At 37.6% G+C, this 17,028-nt stretch carries 16 protein-coding genes and 1 pseudogene; 13 read left to right on the forward strand and 4 right to left on the reverse strand.

Annotation, left to right across the window (positions count from 1 at the left end):
• The first annotated feature begins 199 nt into the window (after positions 1-199).
• Together BANVL01_RS07725 and BANVL01_RS07730 are read left to right on the forward strand one after the other, a co-directional pair.
• Entirely contained in the window at positions 200-1,858 is a 1,659-nt protein-coding gene (locus BANVL01_RS07725; protein ID WP_066083679.1) for a M28 family peptidase, read from the forward strand.
• A 428-nt stretch (positions 1,859-2,286) separates the two neighbouring features.
• A pseudogene (locus BANVL01_RS07730) lies at positions 2,287-2,607 on the forward strand (tRNA-dihydrouridine synthase); the annotation flags it as partial.
• Positions 2,608-2,955: 348 nt separating this feature from the next.
• On the opposite strand, the gene BANVL01_RS07735 reads toward BANVL01_RS07730, so the two are convergent.
• Positions 2,956-3,615, reverse strand: coding sequence for a lysozyme inhibitor LprI family protein (locus BANVL01_RS07735; protein WP_066083682.1), 660 nt, complete (start codon positions 3,613-3,615; stop codon positions 2,956-2,958).
• A gap of 186 nt (positions 3,616-3,801) precedes the next feature.
• A complete protein-coding gene (locus tag BANVL01_RS07740) occupies positions 3,802-4,134 on the reverse strand; it encodes a winged helix-turn-helix transcriptional regulator (RefSeq protein ID WP_066083685.1) in 333 nt (110 codons plus the stop codon).
• 245 nt (positions 4,135-4,379) lie between these two features.
• Between BANVL01_RS07740 and BANVL01_RS07745 the strand changes: the two genes are divergently transcribed.
• The 7 genes from BANVL01_RS07745 (at position 4,380) to BANVL01_RS07775 (ending at position 10,166) form a co-directional block, all read left to right on the forward strand.
• Entirely contained in the window at positions 4,380-5,231 is an 852-nt protein-coding gene (locus BANVL01_RS07745) for a VOC family protein (RefSeq protein WP_066083687.1), read from the forward strand.
• 16 nt (positions 5,232-5,247) lie between these two features.
• Positions 5,248-6,309, forward strand: a complete 1,062-nt coding sequence (locus BANVL01_RS07750) for an LLM class flavin-dependent oxidoreductase (RefSeq protein ID WP_066083689.1) — start codon at positions 5,248-5,250, stop codon at positions 6,307-6,309.
• A 22-nt stretch (positions 6,310-6,331) separates the two neighbouring features.
• Positions 6,332-6,931: an NADPH-dependent FMN reductase gene (locus tag BANVL01_RS07755; protein ID WP_066083691.1), complete on the forward strand. Its 600-nt coding sequence runs from the start codon at positions 6,332-6,334 to the stop codon at positions 6,929-6,931.
• 153 nt (positions 6,932-7,084) lie between these two features.
• Positions 7,085-7,723 (forward strand): NAD(P)-dependent oxidoreductase, encoded by a 639-nt coding sequence (locus BANVL01_RS07760; protein WP_066083693.1) that lies wholly within the window; start codon positions 7,085-7,087, stop codon positions 7,721-7,723.
• A gap of 214 nt (positions 7,724-7,937) precedes the next feature.
• Entirely contained in the window at positions 7,938-8,786 is an 849-nt protein-coding gene (locus BANVL01_RS07765) for an MBL fold metallo-hydrolase (RefSeq protein ID WP_066083694.1), read from the forward strand.
• Positions 8,787-8,932: 146 nt separating this feature from the next.
• Positions 8,933-9,430, forward strand: coding sequence for a YehS family protein (locus BANVL01_RS07770; protein WP_066083696.1), 498 nt, complete (start codon positions 8,933-8,935; stop codon positions 9,428-9,430).
• 28 nt (positions 9,431-9,458) lie between these two features.
• Positions 9,459-10,166, forward strand: coding sequence for a M48 family metallopeptidase (locus BANVL01_RS07775; RefSeq protein ID WP_066083697.1), 708 nt, complete (start codon positions 9,459-9,461; stop codon positions 10,164-10,166).
• A gap of 165 nt (positions 10,167-10,331) precedes the next feature.
• Here BANVL01_RS07775 and BANVL01_RS07780 read toward each other — a convergent pair whose 3' ends face one another.
• Positions 10,332-11,687 (reverse strand): DUF4910 domain-containing protein, encoded by a 1,356-nt coding sequence (locus BANVL01_RS07780; protein ID WP_066083698.1) that lies wholly within the window; start codon positions 11,685-11,687, stop codon positions 10,332-10,334.
• Positions 11,688-12,046: 359 nt separating this feature from the next.
• Between BANVL01_RS07780 and BANVL01_RS07785 the strand changes: the two genes are divergently transcribed.
• Positions 12,047-13,228, forward strand: coding sequence for a C40 family peptidase (locus BANVL01_RS07785; RefSeq protein WP_066083699.1), 1,182 nt, complete (start codon positions 12,047-12,049; stop codon positions 13,226-13,228).
• 91 nt (positions 13,229-13,319) lie between these two features.
• Here BANVL01_RS07785 and BANVL01_RS07790 read toward each other — a convergent pair whose 3' ends face one another.
• Entirely contained in the window at positions 13,320-14,159 is an 840-nt protein-coding gene (locus BANVL01_RS07790) for a hypothetical protein (protein ID WP_066083701.1), read from the reverse strand.
• Positions 14,160-14,243: 84 nt separating this feature from the next.
• Between BANVL01_RS07790 and BANVL01_RS07795 the strand changes: the two genes are divergently transcribed.
• The 3 genes from BANVL01_RS07795 (at position 14,244) to BANVL01_RS07805 (ending at position 17,006) form a co-directional block, all read left to right on the forward strand.
• Entirely contained in the window at positions 14,244-14,867 is a 624-nt protein-coding gene (locus tag BANVL01_RS07795; RefSeq protein ID WP_066083703.1) for a hypothetical protein, read from the forward strand.
• Between the two features lie 109 nt (positions 14,868-14,976).
• Entirely contained in the window at positions 14,977-15,654 is a 678-nt protein-coding gene (locus BANVL01_RS07800; protein ID WP_066083705.1) for a response regulator transcription factor, read from the forward strand.
• Positions 15,651-17,006 carry a sensor histidine kinase gene (locus BANVL01_RS07805; protein WP_066083707.1) on the forward strand — a complete coding sequence of 452 codons (1,356 nt, stop codon included), beginning with the start codon at positions 15,651-15,653 and terminating at the stop codon, positions 17,004-17,006. The genes BANVL01_RS07800 and BANVL01_RS07805 overlap by 4 nt, the downstream gene beginning before the upstream one ends.
• The last annotated feature ends 22 nt before the right edge of the window (positions 17,007-17,028 follow it).

Below are 17,028 nucleotides of genomic sequence, written 5' to 3' on the forward strand. Positions count from 1 at the left end.
AGAAGCTGACACTATTTTTTCATTCGTCCTTGAGTCCCAAAGAGAGCTTCGAAAGCCTCTGCCTTATGACTGGATCGAACGAAGGAATGCAGTCACACTGATGACTAAATGTAAGAGATTTTATCAAAAAATATTTTTTTGACACTATACCAATGGTTAAAACCGTTGGTACTACAACATTTATAGAGGGAGGATTATGATGAAAAGGTTTGGGTTGAAAAAAGTTTTTTCCATAGCGATAATAATAGCATTTCTACTTGGTACGAACCTAATGGGGGATGCTACGGCTGCGGGTAACCGAATTTTCAATGATATGCCACATACGGGAAATGTTTTCGCGGACATGGAAAAACAAATTGATTATTTTAAAGAAGATGGGGATATTCGGGATGATATCACGGTCCGTTCCTTAAAAATGCACCTTAGCGGAGTAAATCTTTTTCAAAAACAAGGACAGACGGATAAGGTCCTTAAGCAAATGGAGAGTTTTAAACGCCTGCTTGATAATCAGAAAAGCAACGGGGCCATTTCCGGAATAGCGTTTGATGTTCTGAATACGTACACGCAATACGCGATCGGAAAAATTAATGGTCCATTTAACTCTGATAATGTTATGCAACATATCAAACATCTAAGTGTTGATATTGGGCCTAGGGAGGCCGGCAGCGCCGCAGAGAGAGCGGGTGCTGAATACATTGAAAGTGTGTTGAAAAGTTACGGCTATGAAACTACTATCGAGGAAGCACCAAGAAGCAATCGGACAGAATTGCTGCTTAAGGTACTATCCGATAATAACAAGATCATTCCATTGAAGGCCGTTAGCAATGCTCCTCAAACGACTGGGGATGGGATCACAGGAAATCTATACTCTGCGGGTACAGGCCAACCGGGTGATTTCACTTCGGCAGCGAGTGGCAAAATCGCCTTAATACAAAATGGGGGAATCACTGCCGGTGACAAAGCGAAAAACGCAATGGCTGCAGGTGCGATAGGTGTCCTTATATATGACAACCAAGATCGTTTTACCCTTCCAACTGTCTCCCTAGGCACCGTACGCCCTAACATTCCGGTTGGAACAATTACCAAGAAGGATGGGGAAGCATTTGTTTCTCAACTTTCCAAGGGAAATGTGCAAGTCCAACTTTCAATTAAAACGCTTACGAATCAAAAAACAGTAAATGTAATCGCTGTAAAAAAACCAAAAGGCGTTGAAAATCCTGAAATATATTACGTTGGCTCACATTTGGACAGTGTTCCATTCGCGCCTGGGGCCAATGATAATGCCTCTGGAACGTCTACACTAATGGAGTTGGCAAGGATCTTTAAGGACTATAATGGCGACAAGGAATTACGATTCGCTGCATTTGGGGGCGAAGAACTTGGATTTGTCGGCTCGAAATACCATATCGGTAATTTGTCACAAGATGAAGTTAAAAGAACAAAAGTTCAGTTCCAGATGGATATGACAGGTACGGCTTGGGTACCTGCCTCGCAACTTTTTATTAATACTGTAGATGGGAAAACGAATCTTGTTACGCAATCAACACATCAGGCTGCTGAAAAACTAGATATTAACAAAAATTTATTGCCTGTTCATATGTTGAGTAGGTCTGATCATGTTCCATTCCACGAGAAAGGGGTACCTTCAGCACTTTTCATTTGGATGGAACCTGGAACACCACCTGGGGGAGCTAATATCGAGCCTTATTATCACTCATTAGAGGATAAAATAGAGCATGTAAGCCCTGAAAGAATACAACTTACCGGAGATGTAGTTTTTAAAGCTATTTCCGATCTAATTGGTTTCCAGAAAAATAGTAGTAAGAATGAAGTTGCACCACTAAAGAAAGCTTCATAGATCCATAGTGAATGCCTGGCGAACAGCATGATTCCGTAAGGAATCTCCAGATAAGCAACAAATATATCAAACATTTCCTTGGGAAGCCCCAAGGGAATGTTTGATATTTTAATAACTTGATTTCAATTGCCAGGCATGGACTGCTAAATAAATTAAAGACCTAATCCTAACTACCAAACAAAGCACCAATGGTTTTGAAAGTAATAAAAAAGTATTCACCAATTTTGCAATAGTGAGGACCTGTAGACTCAATTCCCTAATTAAAGAAAGGGCATTTTATTCTTTTGAGGGGTTCAATACTTGCAATTCGTGACACTTTTGGAAATAAACTTGCTTTGAATAAGCAATTTATTCCGCGTTTTATATCTGATTTGACAAATTCTGGTGTGGAATCTATCTAACCAGATGGATATCCAAAGGTATCAATAAAAACTGGGCTGCAGCTTGCTGAACAATATGGTATTGATGACGTTATGATCGGGCGAGGAATTTTTAAAAATTCTTTTGCTTTTGAAAAAGAGCCAAAAGAGCATAGCAGTAAAGAATACCTTGATCTTTTAAGACTGCAGCTTGATATTCAAGATCAATATGCGAAAGCACTGCCACGTTCAATCACAGGGCTTCATCGCTTTTTCAAAATTTATGTCAAAGGATTCCGTGGAGCTGGAGAATTAAGGAATCAATTGATGAGCACAAAATCAACAGATGAAGTGCGTTCATTGCTTGATAACTTTGGAAAAGGAAGTTGATGGGACGGGGATAGTAGAATGATGTAACTCTCAAAAAGTTAGAGAAAAATGAATCCCATCAACTCATGTTTACTTATTTTATTCAGTTCCAAGTTTCTTTGCAGCCGGCAACTTATGTTTTGATAAAGTCTGTTTTCTGAGAGAAAAAGGTCTTAAGAATCTTAAAAGAGAATAACGTTCCTTAAAGAAAATCAATGTTTCCAAACCGAAGGTTTTTTCCGTTATTTGTCCGGTAGACCTTCGGTTTTTTTATGAGTAAAAGTGGTAATACTTCCAATGTCTTGTTACGATTATGGTCAATGGAGGGAATGACTTAAAGGATAATCAATTACTCTTTATGATGAAAAATTATTTCATAAAGTCTTCAACTAATTTAAAGCATCTTTTTTCTGTAAGATTGTTCTCGACCCTTACATATTCATATTGTTCCATTGTACCGCCTTTATATTTAAGTGATGCCTCTTTTGCAGTATTATCTCGGTAATCAATCCACTCACGTTGTTCTTTTCTTAGATGGTCCATCTCTTCTGTAGGGAGTTGATGCTTTAGGACTTCATAAATTTCATTTAACAATCCATCCCAAACATCGTATGTATCTCCTTCTACTTTTTTCAAAGCTAATGTTGTGTCGTCTAAAGGATTTTTTCGCATCTCTTCCACTTCATTTTTAGCATCATTTAATTTATTGAGATATCCTTCCTTCAAACTCGCTGTATTATTTGTTGAGAAGTCTTCTACTTTTTTAAGTACATTGTTTGTTGTATCTACTTTTTCGTTTGCATCATTATTTCCTGTATCAATGGTATCTTCATTAGTGTTGTCAGTTTTTGAAGCATCCTCTGTCGAAACTGCATTCAGAGAATCGTCGTTTGTGTTAAGAGTCGAGTTATTATTTTGTGACTGATTATCCAACCTAGCACTTGACTTGTCAGATGAGTTTTCACAAGCAGCCAATATAACTAATACTGCTGTTAACATTCCCATTAAAAATTTACGATTATTTTTCATTAAACTTCAACCTCTCTTCTTCTGTAATCTAGGTAATAATGCTGTATGATAGCAGTTTAATTCAATGGCTTGACGAAGATAATGATTAAAAAAAGACATTAGCAAAGCGACTCCAAATAAGGAATCCTATGTTAATGTCTCTTTTTGATTTTCAATTAACTTCATAAAATCTGTACATTCCCTCTACTAATTTTCAGTTGAATCTGATTCCTCTTTAACCCAAAGCTGTGACCAGTTTTCAATTGTTCTCAAAATGGGTTCAATGGATTGTCCTTTTTCTGTTAAAGAATACTCAATGATGACTGGTGTTTCAGGTATAACCTCACGTTTTACCAACCCTTGGTACTCCAATTCCTTTAAACGATCTGATAAAACCTTTCCACTTATACCAATGGAAGATAGAATTTCATTAAACCTTTGTGGTCCCAATAATAATTGATAGATAACTAATGCTGTCCATCTCTGACTTAATAGCGAAATTGCCTTTTCAAATTTTGGGCAAATTGTAGGTTGTTTCATTTTCTAAATGCACCTCTCTTGATTTTTATTGTACCACAAATACAGAAATTAAGTTACAAATTAAAATCAAGTTACTTGACATTATGTTATTATATAAATATACTTACTTACATAAAGTAACTTAATTAGAAAAGAAGTAGGTTTATTAGCCGTATCAATTTATTTCGTTTTTGTCGAGAAATCAAAAATTTCATTGGATCAAATATTTTTTCAATCATAAAAAATGTACTCTAGGAGGGTTATCTATGGGATTTCACAAGAAACCAACAACATTTATTGGGCATGTAAAAGTAAAAGTGGAAAATTTACAACGTTCAATAGAATTTTATCAAGATGTCCTGGGATTCAATATTTTAGAACAAACAACTTCAACAGTAAAACTAACAACTGATGGGAAAACGAGTTTTTTATCACTAGAACAACCTGAAAATGTTATCCCAAAACAGGGAAGAACTACTGGTTTATATCATTTTGCGATTTTATTACCAGATCAATCGGCTTTAGCAAATATTGTTGTTCATTTGGTGGGGAAAGGAGTTCGTTTTGGCTCTTCAGATCATCTTGTTAGTGAAGCATTGTACCTGCATGATCCAGATGGAAACGAGATTGAAATCTATCGTGATCGGGCTCCTTTTGAGTGGAATTGGAATAGTGATGAAGTGGCAATGACTGTTGATCCACTCGACTTTGAAAATTTGCTTAAATATGCTACACCAAGTAAACCATGGCAAGGAATGCCGGCTGAAACGGTAATGGGTCACATTCATTTACACGTGTCAGAACTTAAAAAGACAGAAGAATTTTATGTAAAAGGACTGGGAATGGACGTCGTAAATCGATTTGGGGGGCAGGCCTTATTCCTTTCCTACGGAAAATACCACCATCACGTCGGGGTCAACACTTGGAATGGTGCAGGGGCTCCAGCACCGGCCAAAAATAGTGTAGGTCTCGAATCGTTTACGCTCATTTTTGATAATGAAGGGGCTCGTAAACAAGCAATAACGAATTTAAAGCGTATTGATGCGGATGTGTTTGAAGACAATAATAATTATATAACCTTTGATCCTTCTGGAAATCGCATCGAATTAGCTGTATAAGATGGGAGGTATCCAAATGGCTGCTAAAGAAAGTCCAGGTATTGAAATAGGTATTTATACGCTTGCCGATATTGGTGCGGATCCCCTAACTGGAAAAACCATATCGGCTGGTCAAAGAGTAAAAGAAATCATTCAAGCTGCAAAACTTGCTGATGAGGCAGGACTAGATGTATTTGGGGTAGGAGAACATCACCGTCTGGATTACGCTTCTTCTTCCCCTGCGGTTCTATTGGCTGCTATTGCACAAGTAACAAAACAAATTAGATTAACCAGTACAACAAGTGTTTTAAGTACGCTTGATCCTGTTCGTCTATTTGAAGATTTTGCTACCTTGGATTTACTTTCGGATGGTCGAGCCGAAATACTAGCTGGCAGGGGAGCATTTATAGAATCTTTTCCACTTTTCGGTTATAGCACAAACGATTATGATGAATTGTTTGAAGAACATTTGGACCTCCTATTACAACTGACCCAAAATGAGACCGTCACATGGTCGGGGAAGTTCCGTCCTTCTTTAAGGGATGCTGAAATTGCCCCGAGACCGGTACAAGAAAAATTACCAATTTGGATTGGAGTCGGAGGTACACCCGAGAGTGCCGTTCGTGCTGGAAGATTTGGGGTGGGAATGGCTTTAGCTATCTTGGGTGGTAATCCAAGACGGTTTAAGCCACTTGTCGATCTTTATCGTCAAGCAGGAATAGACGCAGGACTCACTCCAGAAACATTGAAGGTTGGTGTAACCGGCCATGCTTATCTAGCCAAGACAACTCAGCAAGCAAAAGACGAGTTTTATCCTTATTACTCCAATTATTGGGGATATGTGAACCGCCAGCGTGGAATGGGGACAAGGATGTCTTGGGATGACTTTGAACATATGGCTAGTCCGGATACTGCTTTGTTTGTGGGAAGTCCACAGCAAGTCATCGAAAAGATTCTTAAACAATACGAACTCTTTGGTCACCAACGTTTCCTTGCACAGTTAGATATTGGTGGTCAACCTTTTAAGAATGTCGCAAAAGGTATTGAATTGTTAGCAACCGAAATTGCTCCAATAATTCGAAGAGAAACAAGTAAATAAATCTTTATAGGCGGTGTTAAAAATGAGTTTTTTAGAAAAACTATTTGGTAAACAAACTAAGGAGGAAGAAACAATGACTACAGAAAAATTAAACATTGGAATTATTTTAGGAAGCACTCGTCAAGGACGTGTGAGCCCACAAGTAGGAGAATGGGTAAAAGGAATTGCTGACAAACGTGGAGACGCGAATTATGAAATTGTCGATATTGCTGACTTTAATCTTCCGTTTTTAGGAACAACTGATGGAACGGAGCCAGGTATTGCTGCTTGGAATGAGAAACTGGCAAGTCTTGATGGGTTTGTATTCATTGTTCAAGAATACAATCACAGTATTACCGGTGCGTTAAAAAACGCCATCGATTTTGCCCGTGAAGTATGGTATAACAAAGCAGCTGGTATCGTAAGTTATGGTTCTACCGGTGGTGCTCGTGCAGCTGAACATTTACGTGGTATTCTTGCAGAACAGAAAGTTGCGGATGTTCGCACACATCCAACTTTGAGTTTATTTACTGATTTTGTTAATGGAACGGAGTTTAAGCCACAAGAATTACATCTCGATAATGTAAATGCTATGCTTGATGATGTTCTTGCTTGGAGCGGAGCTTTAAAAACCTTACGTTAAATTTAAATATTATAAATGAACTGTACCAAGAATATCAGACGCAATTTAGGTGTCTGATATTCTTTTTATGTAATCTAGATGGAAATTAGCGGAAATAATATTGACTGGAGCAACAGGAAAATTAATAATTTGTAATTATAGGAGGGCTATATAATGAAAATTGGAATTATTGGTGCGAGTGGTAAAGTAGGAAGTCTTATTTTGAAAGAAGCAGTTAGTCGGGGACATGAAGTAACAGCAATTGTAAGAGATGCGTCAAAACTTAAAGATAAAAGTGTTTCTATTATTGAAAAAAATATTTTTGATCTAACATCAGATGATGTTAAAACGTTTGAAGTAGTGGTTAATGCCTTTGGTGCTCCTCTTGGTGAAGAGCAGGCACACGTTGATGCTGGCCATGCTTTAATTGAGGCGCTGAAAGGAACAAATACTAGAGCCATCATTGTAGGTGGAGCTGGAAGTCTTTATGTAGATGAAAATAAAACCGTTAAGGTAATAGATACACCTGATTTTCCAGAAATCGTTCTCCCAACAGCGAAAGGGCAAGGACGAAACTTGCAAGAATTACAAGAAACATCTACTATTACATGGACATTTATCAGCCCTTCTGCGGTATTTGATGCGGAAGGAAAAAGAACTGGATCTTATCAGTCTGGAAAAGACCACCTTCTAGTTAATTCAAAAGGTGAAAGTTATATCAGCTATGCAGACTATGCTATTGCAGTATTGGATGAAATTGAAAATCCACAACATATAAATGAACGTTTTACAGTTGTCGGTGAAGCAGAATAAATTTTTAAAATCAATAAACATGCAAAGTACCATTAGTGTTCACACTAATGGTACTTTGCTATTTGGAAATATGTAATATAATTAGTTAAATTAAACTCAGGTAATAATATTTTCAAACCCTATGAGTAAATAATTAACTGTTTAAAGTGCGTTATCTGTATGTGGAAACAGTAGTATCATGCTTTTCATTAAATTGAATTAGGAGAGGAAGGAAATGCAAAAACTAAAACAAATCTCCAATCGTATCTTATACTTACCACCGTATCAAGAAACAGATCGGCCCATATTAGCAGCGATAGTTGGAGAAGAAAAAACACTATTTATCGATGCCGGGAACTCTTCAAGCCATGCCCAATTATTTATATCACAACTAGAAGAACGTAATATTAGCGGCGACTGGCTTGTCCTCACTCATTGGCACTGGGACCATATATTTGGAATGAGTGAGTTCCGAGTTCCGATTATTTCTCATAGCATGACACGGGAAAAAATCAAAGAATTACAGAAGTTGTCCTGGGAAGATCGAGATATAGATCTGCGTGTTAAGGAAGGAATTGAAATTCCATTTTGTGCGAATGCAATGAAGATAGAGTTGGGAAATCAACGGGATATCCTTCTTTCTGAACCTGATATTACGTTTGAAACCCAAATGGAATTAAATTTAGGGGGGCTGTCCTGTGTAATCGAACATGTGGGTGGAGATCATTCCAATGACTCAAGCATTGTTTATATTCGTGAGGAGAAATGCCTTTTTATTGGGGATTGCCTCTATGCAAATCTTTATTCGGAAAAATGGAATTATACCATTGAGAATATGCTTCAGCTGATTTCTAAAATTGAAAAATATGATGCAGAAACGTTTTTTCTTTCCCATCATGAGGCTCCCTTAACCAAAGAGGAATTCGGGTCTTTTATCCAGCTTTTAAAAGATGCAGCCCTTCTTACCAAAAAGTATAAGGGAGAACAAGAAGCCATTTTCAGAGAAATGTCTGAAAGGTTACATAGGGGATTAAACGAATTAGAGATTGAAACTATCGACTATTTTATAAATGGATTTTCTTAAAAGTGATAGATTCTCCACGGGGTTTCTCTATTTAGCTGTCATTGTGTTACAATCTTAGCTAGTCAAAACGATTAAAGGAAGAAACGAATGAGCGTGCTTGTTGCTTCGGGGGACAGGCACTAGTTTTTAAAATAGGAGGCACATTAATGGATAATAACGATATATTAATTCGATTGAGATATGCTCTGGAAATAAAAAATAAAGAAATGGCAGAAATATTTAATCTAGGCGGCGTGGAGGTAACCGTACCAGAAGTGATAAAAATTCTTACAAAATCAGATGATGATGAAGCTGAAAATGACGAGCAAATAAAATGTAATAACAGTATGTTCGATTCATTTTTAAATGGATTTATTATTTATAAAAGAGGAAAACAAGAGCCGAAGCCAGGACAGCCTGATACACTAGAGACATCTTTCAAAAAAAGCGCGAACGTTAATAATCTCCTGTTAAAGAAAGTAAAAATAGCACTAGCATTAACTACTGAAGATATGCTTGAGCTATTCGAAAAGGCAGGAATTACCGTAACAAAAGGTGAACTCGGAGCTTTATTAAGAAAAGAAGGCCATAAGAATTATAAAGAGTGCGGCGATAAATTTGCCAGGAATTTCTTAAAAGGACTAGCAATCAAATACAGGGGATAACGGCATTAATGGATCTACAGGTGATGATATGATACATACGTACTTAGGTACGACAATACGTTTTGAGATAAAATACAAAAACCGAACCTCAATTGGAATTACAATAGATAGTTATGGAAATGTTGAAGTCCAGGCTCCGAAAGGGATCCCTGATGAAAGAGTGCTTCAGTTATTAGAGGAAAAATGGGATCTTATTCAGCAAAAATTACATGAAATGAATGATAGGCTGCAAGGGCCACAGGAAAAGGTCTATGAGCATGGGGAACCCTTTCTTTATTTAGGAAACACCTATCCGATACAGATCTTTCAAGTCAAAAATATCGAGCAGGACTATGTGGTGTTTGAGGGAGAGAAGTTACTTATATATTTAAATTTGCTTGAGGATGAGAAAATAAAACAAGCTTTAAAACGATTTTATTATCAGCAATGTAAGGCTCTTGTTAAGAAGAGTATCTCATCCTATCAAAGCAATTTTAAAACCAAACCACGTTCTATTCATATCTCGGATAGTAAAACTACATGGGGAACCTGTGATTCTAAATTACAGTTAACATTTAATTGGAGGCTGGCCATGGCACCACAGGAAGTAATTGATTATGTAGTCGTCCACGAAATGTGCCATATGATCCATCTGAATCACGACCGTTCCTTCTGGCGCCTTGTTGGAAAAATAATTCCTGATTATAAGGAAAAGGAAAACTGGCTGGCCATATCAAACTGGAAAATGACTGTTTAGCAGCCCACTGGTATCGAGAATATAATTTATTTGATTTTATCAAAGCGACTATTTTTTAAAAGCCGAAAATATATAAGGGTTTATTCACCTTTATATATATTTCAGGCTTATTTATTTAAGAGTAAACATTCCTAAAACTAGCATTTTTACTATCTATTCAAATGGCTATTTTCTGATTAGGCTGTATAGAGAGGCTCCAACTAAGTCACCAGCTTCTTTCAGACGCTCAAGACTGACATTAAGCTCGATCTTGTCAAGCGGTGTATGATAATAAGGCTCTAGGTTCGCTGTTCCTGGCTCACGACGGATAAAGTTAACAGCTGGGATCCCTGCATCATGGAATGAAACGTGATCAGAAGATCCGCGTTGGTATAACACCAATTGAGATGGTGTACCGATTCTTGCTGCTGTCGCCCGAGCAGTATCTGTCACTATGTTTGCCTTCCCATCTAGTGTATTCATATAAATCGCTGTGGCATTTTCCCATGAAGTTCCAACCATATCCATATTGAAATTCGCGATGCTGCGTCCGACCTCATCCTTACTTAACTGACTAACATAATATTCCGAACCGACTAAGCCAATCTCTTCTGCGCCGACAAAAGCAAACCGTAATTCCTTATCAATTGGATAACTCTTTAAAACATTGGCCAATTCCAAAGCAACAGCCGTTCCTGAAGCATTATCATTTGCTCCTGCCGCAAACGGAACACTATCAATATGGGCAGATACGTGCACTATGTCGTGGTTTTTACCTTGTTTAGGGGCTCTGGTCGCGATAATGTTTTGTGATTTCGCATTTGCAATCCGTGTCACATTCAGCGACACCGTTTTACCCGGTGCCACCACGTCCTGCAGTAATGCTTCACCACTCACTTTAGTTATTCCGCCTACTGGTACATTTACATTGCCTCCAATGGAAGGATTTAATGGACCTGTCTGATTGATATTATCATAAATTAACACTGCGATAGCCCCTGCCGCAATTGCGTTGTCCACTTTCTCTTTAAAAGTTAAGTCTCCTCTTGAGATAAGGGCAATCTTACCCGCTGCTTCTGCAGTAAAATCTGTTACTTTTCCCAATCCGGCATTGAAAAGTTTAGCAGTAACGCCCTCATTCGATGTAGCCTCAGATCCAGAAGGGATATTAACTAGCACTTCATTATGATCACTTGTATGTAAATGGCCAATCATTTTGTCTGGAACGCTGAATTCTTGTGTCTCTACCTTATAGCCAAGAGATAAAAGGCGTTCTTTAATGAATTTAGCTGCCAGCTCTTCCCCCTCAGTTCCGGTAACACGTGGACCAATAGTTTCGGATAAAAAGTGAATATCCTTATAAATTCGTTCGGCACTGACTCTTGCAATTACCTTCTGGTCAAAAGCCTTTACACTAGGGTTAACACTATTCTGGGCCGCTGCTTCCACCTGAGTACCGAAATTCACAGGAGAAAAATACAAACCTGAAGTTACTAGTATAGTAGATAGCATAATGGAAGAGCGTTTTTTTCCTTTTTTCAAAATGATTACCTCCTTGAGTTTGAATTCCTCATATGTATTCGCTTACGCTATGTGTAATCCTCTCCTTTTTTGAAAATTGAATCTATTAAACTATTCGGTAGGTTAAATTGAAGTAATATTTGGTACTTAAGGTTCGGTGATTTTTGAAGTTGAAGTAATAATTGCGCAGGTCTTTAGGCTGCTCCTCCTTTTCCTATAAAAAATTCATAGAAAAGTCGATTCTTTATGAGATATTTCTACATAAAATTACATTTATATTACATTACCGACAGTTTCATTGTTTTTAGTCCTATTAGACTATACACTAGTATTATATTAGGAAGCTGAATTAATGATAGGGAATAAGAGGAGATTTTGATATGATAAAAAGACTAATTAAATATACGGTATCGGCCGCGGTTCTCGCTACTATGATTCAAGCAACACCTACTTTTGCTAGTCCAGTAGCTCCACCAGTAACACAAGGACAAATTGATGCTACACAAGGACAAATTAATGACTTTGAAACCAAGATTCAACAATTGGACGACCGAATCTCTTCATCAATGGAGAAAAGTGAAAAGCTGAATAATCAAATTAAAACGCAACAAGGGAAAATTGAAGCAACCGAGGCTGAAATTGAAACAGCTAAAAAGTCATTAGACACTCACAAAAAGGTTTATTCTGAACGATTAAAAAGTATACAGTTAGAGGGAAAACAGTCAATTGCTACATACGCTGAACTTTTGCTATCTTCTAAGAATCTTTCTGAGCTTTTAACTCGTTTCACTGCGATATCTCAAATCATGGAAAGTGACACAGACTTACTAAATGGTTTAAATGAAAAGGAACAAGCGTTAAAGGCTGCAGAGGAAAAATTACATAGTGAAGTCGACAAATTAAAAAAGAGCCAGGATGAATTAGCTGTTGAACAAAAACAGATCGAAGCAGATAAAAATGAAATTGCAAAAGAATTAGCAGATGCAAAAAACATATTACAAAACCAACAGGATCAACTGGCGCAACAACAAGAAGAAGAGCGGCAGGCTCAATTAGCCAGACAGCTTGAGGAGGAACAGGCTCGACAACTTTTGGAGCAGCAAGCCAGATTAGCCCAGCAACAGTCCAAGCCGCAATCTAAAGTTAACAAAGCTTCCAATTCAACACCATCGGCTGGAGTATCTAATCCAACTAACTCTAGTCCTACTGCTACTGCTAGTGCGGTCATTGCGGAAGCTAAAAAATATTTGGGCGTTCCTTACGTTTGGGGCGGTACAGATCCGAGAAGTGGATTTGATTGTTCGGGATTTACTTCGTATGTGTTTCGTTCAGTTGGCATTAGTCTTCCAAGAGTATCACGAGATCAACAAAATGTTGGAACAAGAATTTCTCCAAGTCAAGTGCAGCCAGGAGATTTAGTATTTAGGGGTTCTCCTGCCTATCATGTCGGCATTTATATTGGTAACGGGCAATATATCCATGCCCCGCAAACGGGTGATGTAGTGAAAATTGCTTCGTATAATCCGGCTAAATTTACTAGTGCAGCTAGAGTATTGCCATAATAATGGAGATATTTGAAGTAAATAACGATTAACAATAAAGAAGAGCTGTTTTATTTAACAGCTCTTCTTTTTAATGAAAATCTCAATTTTACTAGTACATTTGATGCTGAAGATGCGCCGAAAGATAAGGATTTTGCCCCTGAATAAAGGCGTCAATAATGGTATATTCCTTTGGAACCTCAAATTCAGTAGCGGTATAAAAGTGTAAGCCCACTACATCCTCAAATAAGCCAGGCTTCTTCCAGGGAACAGAATAAAGTAATGAGTCACCGGATACTATATTTATTAAACCTAACTCCTTGTTTTCCTGGATCTGGTTGGAGGGAGTGATATATTCTACACCGGATATTATTTTTTCAGGCTTAAAGCTTGAGGTTGTCCACCAAATTTGTTTGGAGGTTTGATTTAGTAAACTATATTCCGACCTTAACTGAACCTCAATTCCTAAAGGTTTTAACCTATTAGGGCCATAATCATAATGATGTTCCGAAATGATTAGAAATTTATAATTCCCTTCATTGACAAGTTTTAGTTGAACTCGTTCCAAGCCTGCTTTATGCGCCCATTTGGATTCTGAATAGCTTTGTAATAATTTATTGTATTCCTTCTTTGACAATCGCTTCTCATTTTCCCCCGTTACTTTCCTGTATATGTATTGCTCATCGACAACACTACCGTTAATACCTTGATATTGGTCAATTTCCGGTTGAGTCATTTGTGAAATAACTATGTCGGAAAAACCCAACTTCTTTAAATGCTGGACATCTGCTTCATTTTTTTCAGAATGGACTGATTGGCTGGATTCAAGTCTCTCCGGATTGGTAATAACTAATGCTTGAAATGTCTGGTCAAAATAAATTAAAGCGGTATATAGAAAAAGTAACACCGTTATTGCTGTCGCTGCCTGAAGAAAATTTTTCTTTGTCCCCATATTCCCCCCTGCTTTCCATAATTTGATAGTATAATAATACCAGTAATAATTGGAAAATTCGAGATAATTTTAGGGGGGGATAAAATGGGCTTTAGCACGATGATATTGGGCTTTTTCTTTATATTTTTTGATTTTAACTTTGGCAAAATAAACATCTTGCCTGATTTAATTGGCTACATTTTTATATATTTTGCAGCTGCAAAGGTAATCAGCAAAATGGGAAATAGATACTTTGCTATTTTCAAAAAAACATGCCTTTTATTAATCTTCCTGAACGCTTTGGATATGTTTATTAAATACTCATCTTTTTTAGATGGAGTGATCAATAATCCTGAAACGATCCAGGGCAGAGTGTTTGTAGTTCTTTTTACGATTACTTATCTTTCGATGATGGTATATATGTTCTTCCATCTCACGAAAGGGATTGAAATGGCGGCAGAAGAATTAGATAATAAGTCCCTAGCTGAAAAAGCAAGAAAAGTTTTTAGACTGTTTTCTATTTATACAATGAGTATTGCAGCTGTCAATTTAATAGCCATTATTGTTTTCAAACAGCCATTTCCTACTATTTCTATCGATGGTTTGAGTGCATTTTTATTGATTATCGCGGTGATGGCTGCTCTCATCTATGTCTTTGTTCAAGTTTGCTCATTATTGAATCGGGCTGAGATAGCATTCAGCGAAGCCAAAAAAACTATCGAATTCTAAAATACACAGATATTGCTTTCCCCATACAGGTAGTATTGATATTTTCTCTAAAAAGCTTCAGAATATTGAAAGATGAATTTAAGATTTTTTTGGGGGGAGCAGCAGGATAATGAAACCGACGATTTTAATTGCCGATGATGATTCGAATATTCGCATGGTAACACAGCTTTATTTGGAGAAAGAAGGGTTTCAAACCGCAATCGCTTGTGACGGTGCGAAAGCTCTCAACAAGTTAGAAACAGAGAAAATTGATTGTGCGGTTATTGATCTAATGATGCCCAATATAGATGGCTGGCAGCTGTGTGAGAAAATCAAAACGTACTATGAGATTCCCGTTTTGATGTTGACCGCAAGAGCCGAAACGGAAGATATCATCAAAGGATTTCAGCTTGGTACCGATGATTATCTTACAAAACCATTTCATCCCGTTGAGCTAGTCATGCGGGTAAAGTCGCTATTAAAAAGGTATCGTGTGATTGCTGCGGGAAACTTACAATTTACTAACTTCACCATTGACAGCAGCAGTTATCAAGTACAAATTATGGGTGAAGTGGTTCCCCTGCCAGCTAAACAATTTGAATTATTGTATTTGTTAGCAAGCTATCTAGGGAAAATTTTTACCAGGGATCAGTTGATTGAAAGAATTTGGGGAATCGATTATGAGGGTGATGAAAGAACAGTTGATTCCCATATTAAAAAGCTTCGCAGGCAATTCAGGGAATATGAAGACCAGCTCCAAATTGTAACGGTCAGGGGACTTGGTTATAAAGTAGAGATCCCATCATGATTAGGTCGATTTATCTAAAGAATATACTGAACTATTTTTTCGTGATTATCGTCTCATTAATTCTTTCATTCGTGATCACATTTTTCATTTATCAAAAGCAAGTCATTCAAATGCGCGAAGCCGAAACAATCGAGCAAGGGAAGGGAATCATTACTTTATATCAACGATTGGGTGAAGCGGGGTTTAACGAATATTTGGAGAGCCTCACTACCATACCTTATGAAATATATGTTTATAAGCGGAATGGATTAGTGACCAAATCACCTCAGGCTTCCCAAACAAGTGGATTTGATCAAAAAAACATTGATTATGTTCTAGATGGCGGTGTGTATCGGAATCTATCAGATTCTGGTTCACATCATAAATTGATTGGCCTGCCGTTTGATGATAAGAATGAACGGTTGGCTATGTTCATAAAGCCTAGTCTGAAGGAGCAATTTAGTCAGATCAGGAAAATTTTATATACGGCGCTATTGCTCGTCCTTTTCTTGGGTATTTCGCTTATTTTGGTAACGACGCGCTTTTTGGTAAAACCAATCGTTCGTGTAACCCATGCGACAAAGGAATTAGCAAAAGGAAATTTTCAAATCCGTTTACCGATAAAAAGTAAAGATGAAATTGGTGAACTTTCGAAAAGCTTTAATTTCATGGTTGAGGAACTTGATAAAACGGAACAAATGCGCAAGGATTTTGTTGCGAATGTGTCTCATGAACTGCAGTCTCCACTTACAGCGATTAGGGGGATGGCCATCGCTTTAAAAGATGGTGTGGTCGAGCGGGAGGAAGAAAAGCATTATTTTGCTTTGATTGAACAAGAAAGTGAACGGCTATCAAGTTTAACGAAACAACTGTTGAACTTATCCTCGCTTGAAGCAAACCAATCACCGTTTCAGCCGAAACAATATCGTTTAGATCGGCAGCTCCGCAATCAGCTTGTGGCGATGCAATCATTATGGATGGAAAAACAGCTTGAAGTTGATTTCGACATCCCCGAGCTTAAGGTTTTTGCCGATGATAGTTTAATGAGTCAGGTGTGGAGTAATTTATTCGCAAATGCTATCAAGTACAATCGGATGAATGGAAGGATTACAGTTCGAGGATATGAGCTGGATGACGATGTTGAGGTCGTAATAAGCAATACGGGTGTTGGGATTCCTCAAAATGATTTACCGCATATTTTTGAGCGGTTTTATCGCGTCGAGAAGGCACATACGAGAACAACAGAAAGCTATGGACTGGGATTGGCCGTCGTGAAACGGATTATTGAGCTTCATAACGGCGAAATCTCGGTAACAAGTGTTGTGGGACAGGAAACAGTTTTCGTGGTTCGGTTAGCTAAACAGGGAAATTAATGATAGATGATAAGAAGGACAG

Source organism: Neobacillus novalis NBRC 102450, from assembly GCF_001591805.1.
In the GTDB taxonomy this organism is placed as follows: domain Bacteria; phylum Bacillota; class Bacilli; order Bacillales; family Cytobacillaceae; genus Neobacillus; species Neobacillus novalis.

What these genes read in the sequence shown, in the direction of transcription:
- BANVL01_RS07800 (WP_066083705.1), top strand. Translation starts at nt 14,977, where the DNA reads ATGAAACCGACGATTTTAATTGCCGATGATGATTCGAATATTCGCATG.
- BANVL01_RS07755 (WP_066083691.1), top strand. Translation starts at nt 6,332, where the DNA reads ATGAGTTTTTTAGAAAAACTATTTGGTAAACAAACTAAGGAGGAAGAA.
- BANVL01_RS07735 (WP_066083682.1), bottom strand. Translation starts at nt 3,615, where the DNA reads ATGAAAAATAATCGTAAATTTTTAATGGGAATGTTAACAGCAGTATTA.
- BANVL01_RS07745 (WP_066083687.1), top strand. Translation starts at nt 4,380, where the DNA reads ATGGGATTTCACAAGAAACCAACAACATTTATTGGGCATGTAAAAGTA.
- BANVL01_RS07795 (WP_066083703.1), top strand. Translation starts at nt 14,244, where the DNA reads ATGGGCTTTAGCACGATGATATTGGGCTTTTTCTTTATATTTTTTGAT.
- BANVL01_RS07760 (WP_066083693.1), top strand. Translation starts at nt 7,085, where the DNA reads ATGAAAATTGGAATTATTGGTGCGAGTGGTAAAGTAGGAAGTCTTATT.
- BANVL01_RS07790 (WP_066083701.1), bottom strand. Translation starts at nt 14,159, where the DNA reads ATGGGGACAAAGAAAAATTTTCTTCAGGCAGCGACAGCAATAACGGTG.
- BANVL01_RS07725 (WP_066083679.1), top strand. Translation starts at nt 200, where the DNA reads ATGAAAAGGTTTGGGTTGAAAAAAGTTTTTTCCATAGCGATAATAATA.
- BANVL01_RS07775 (WP_066083697.1), top strand. Translation starts at nt 9,459, where the DNA reads ATGATACATACGTACTTAGGTACGACAATACGTTTTGAGATAAAATAC.
- BANVL01_RS07785 (WP_066083699.1), top strand. Translation starts at nt 12,047, where the DNA reads ATGATAAAAAGACTAATTAAATATACGGTATCGGCCGCGGTTCTCGCT.
- BANVL01_RS07805 (WP_066083707.1), top strand. Translation starts at nt 15,651, where the DNA reads ATGATTAGGTCGATTTATCTAAAGAATATACTGAACTATTTTTTCGTG.
- BANVL01_RS07770 (WP_066083696.1), top strand. Translation starts at nt 8,933, where the DNA reads ATGGATAATAACGATATATTAATTCGATTGAGATATGCTCTGGAAATA.
- BANVL01_RS07750 (WP_066083689.1), top strand. Translation starts at nt 5,248, where the DNA reads ATGGCTGCTAAAGAAAGTCCAGGTATTGAAATAGGTATTTATACGCTT.
- BANVL01_RS07740 (WP_066083685.1), bottom strand. Translation starts at nt 4,134, where the DNA reads ATGAAACAACCTACAATTTGCCCAAAATTTGAAAAGGCAATTTCGCTA.
- BANVL01_RS07765 (WP_066083694.1), top strand. Translation starts at nt 7,938, where the DNA reads ATGCAAAAACTAAAACAAATCTCCAATCGTATCTTATACTTACCACCG.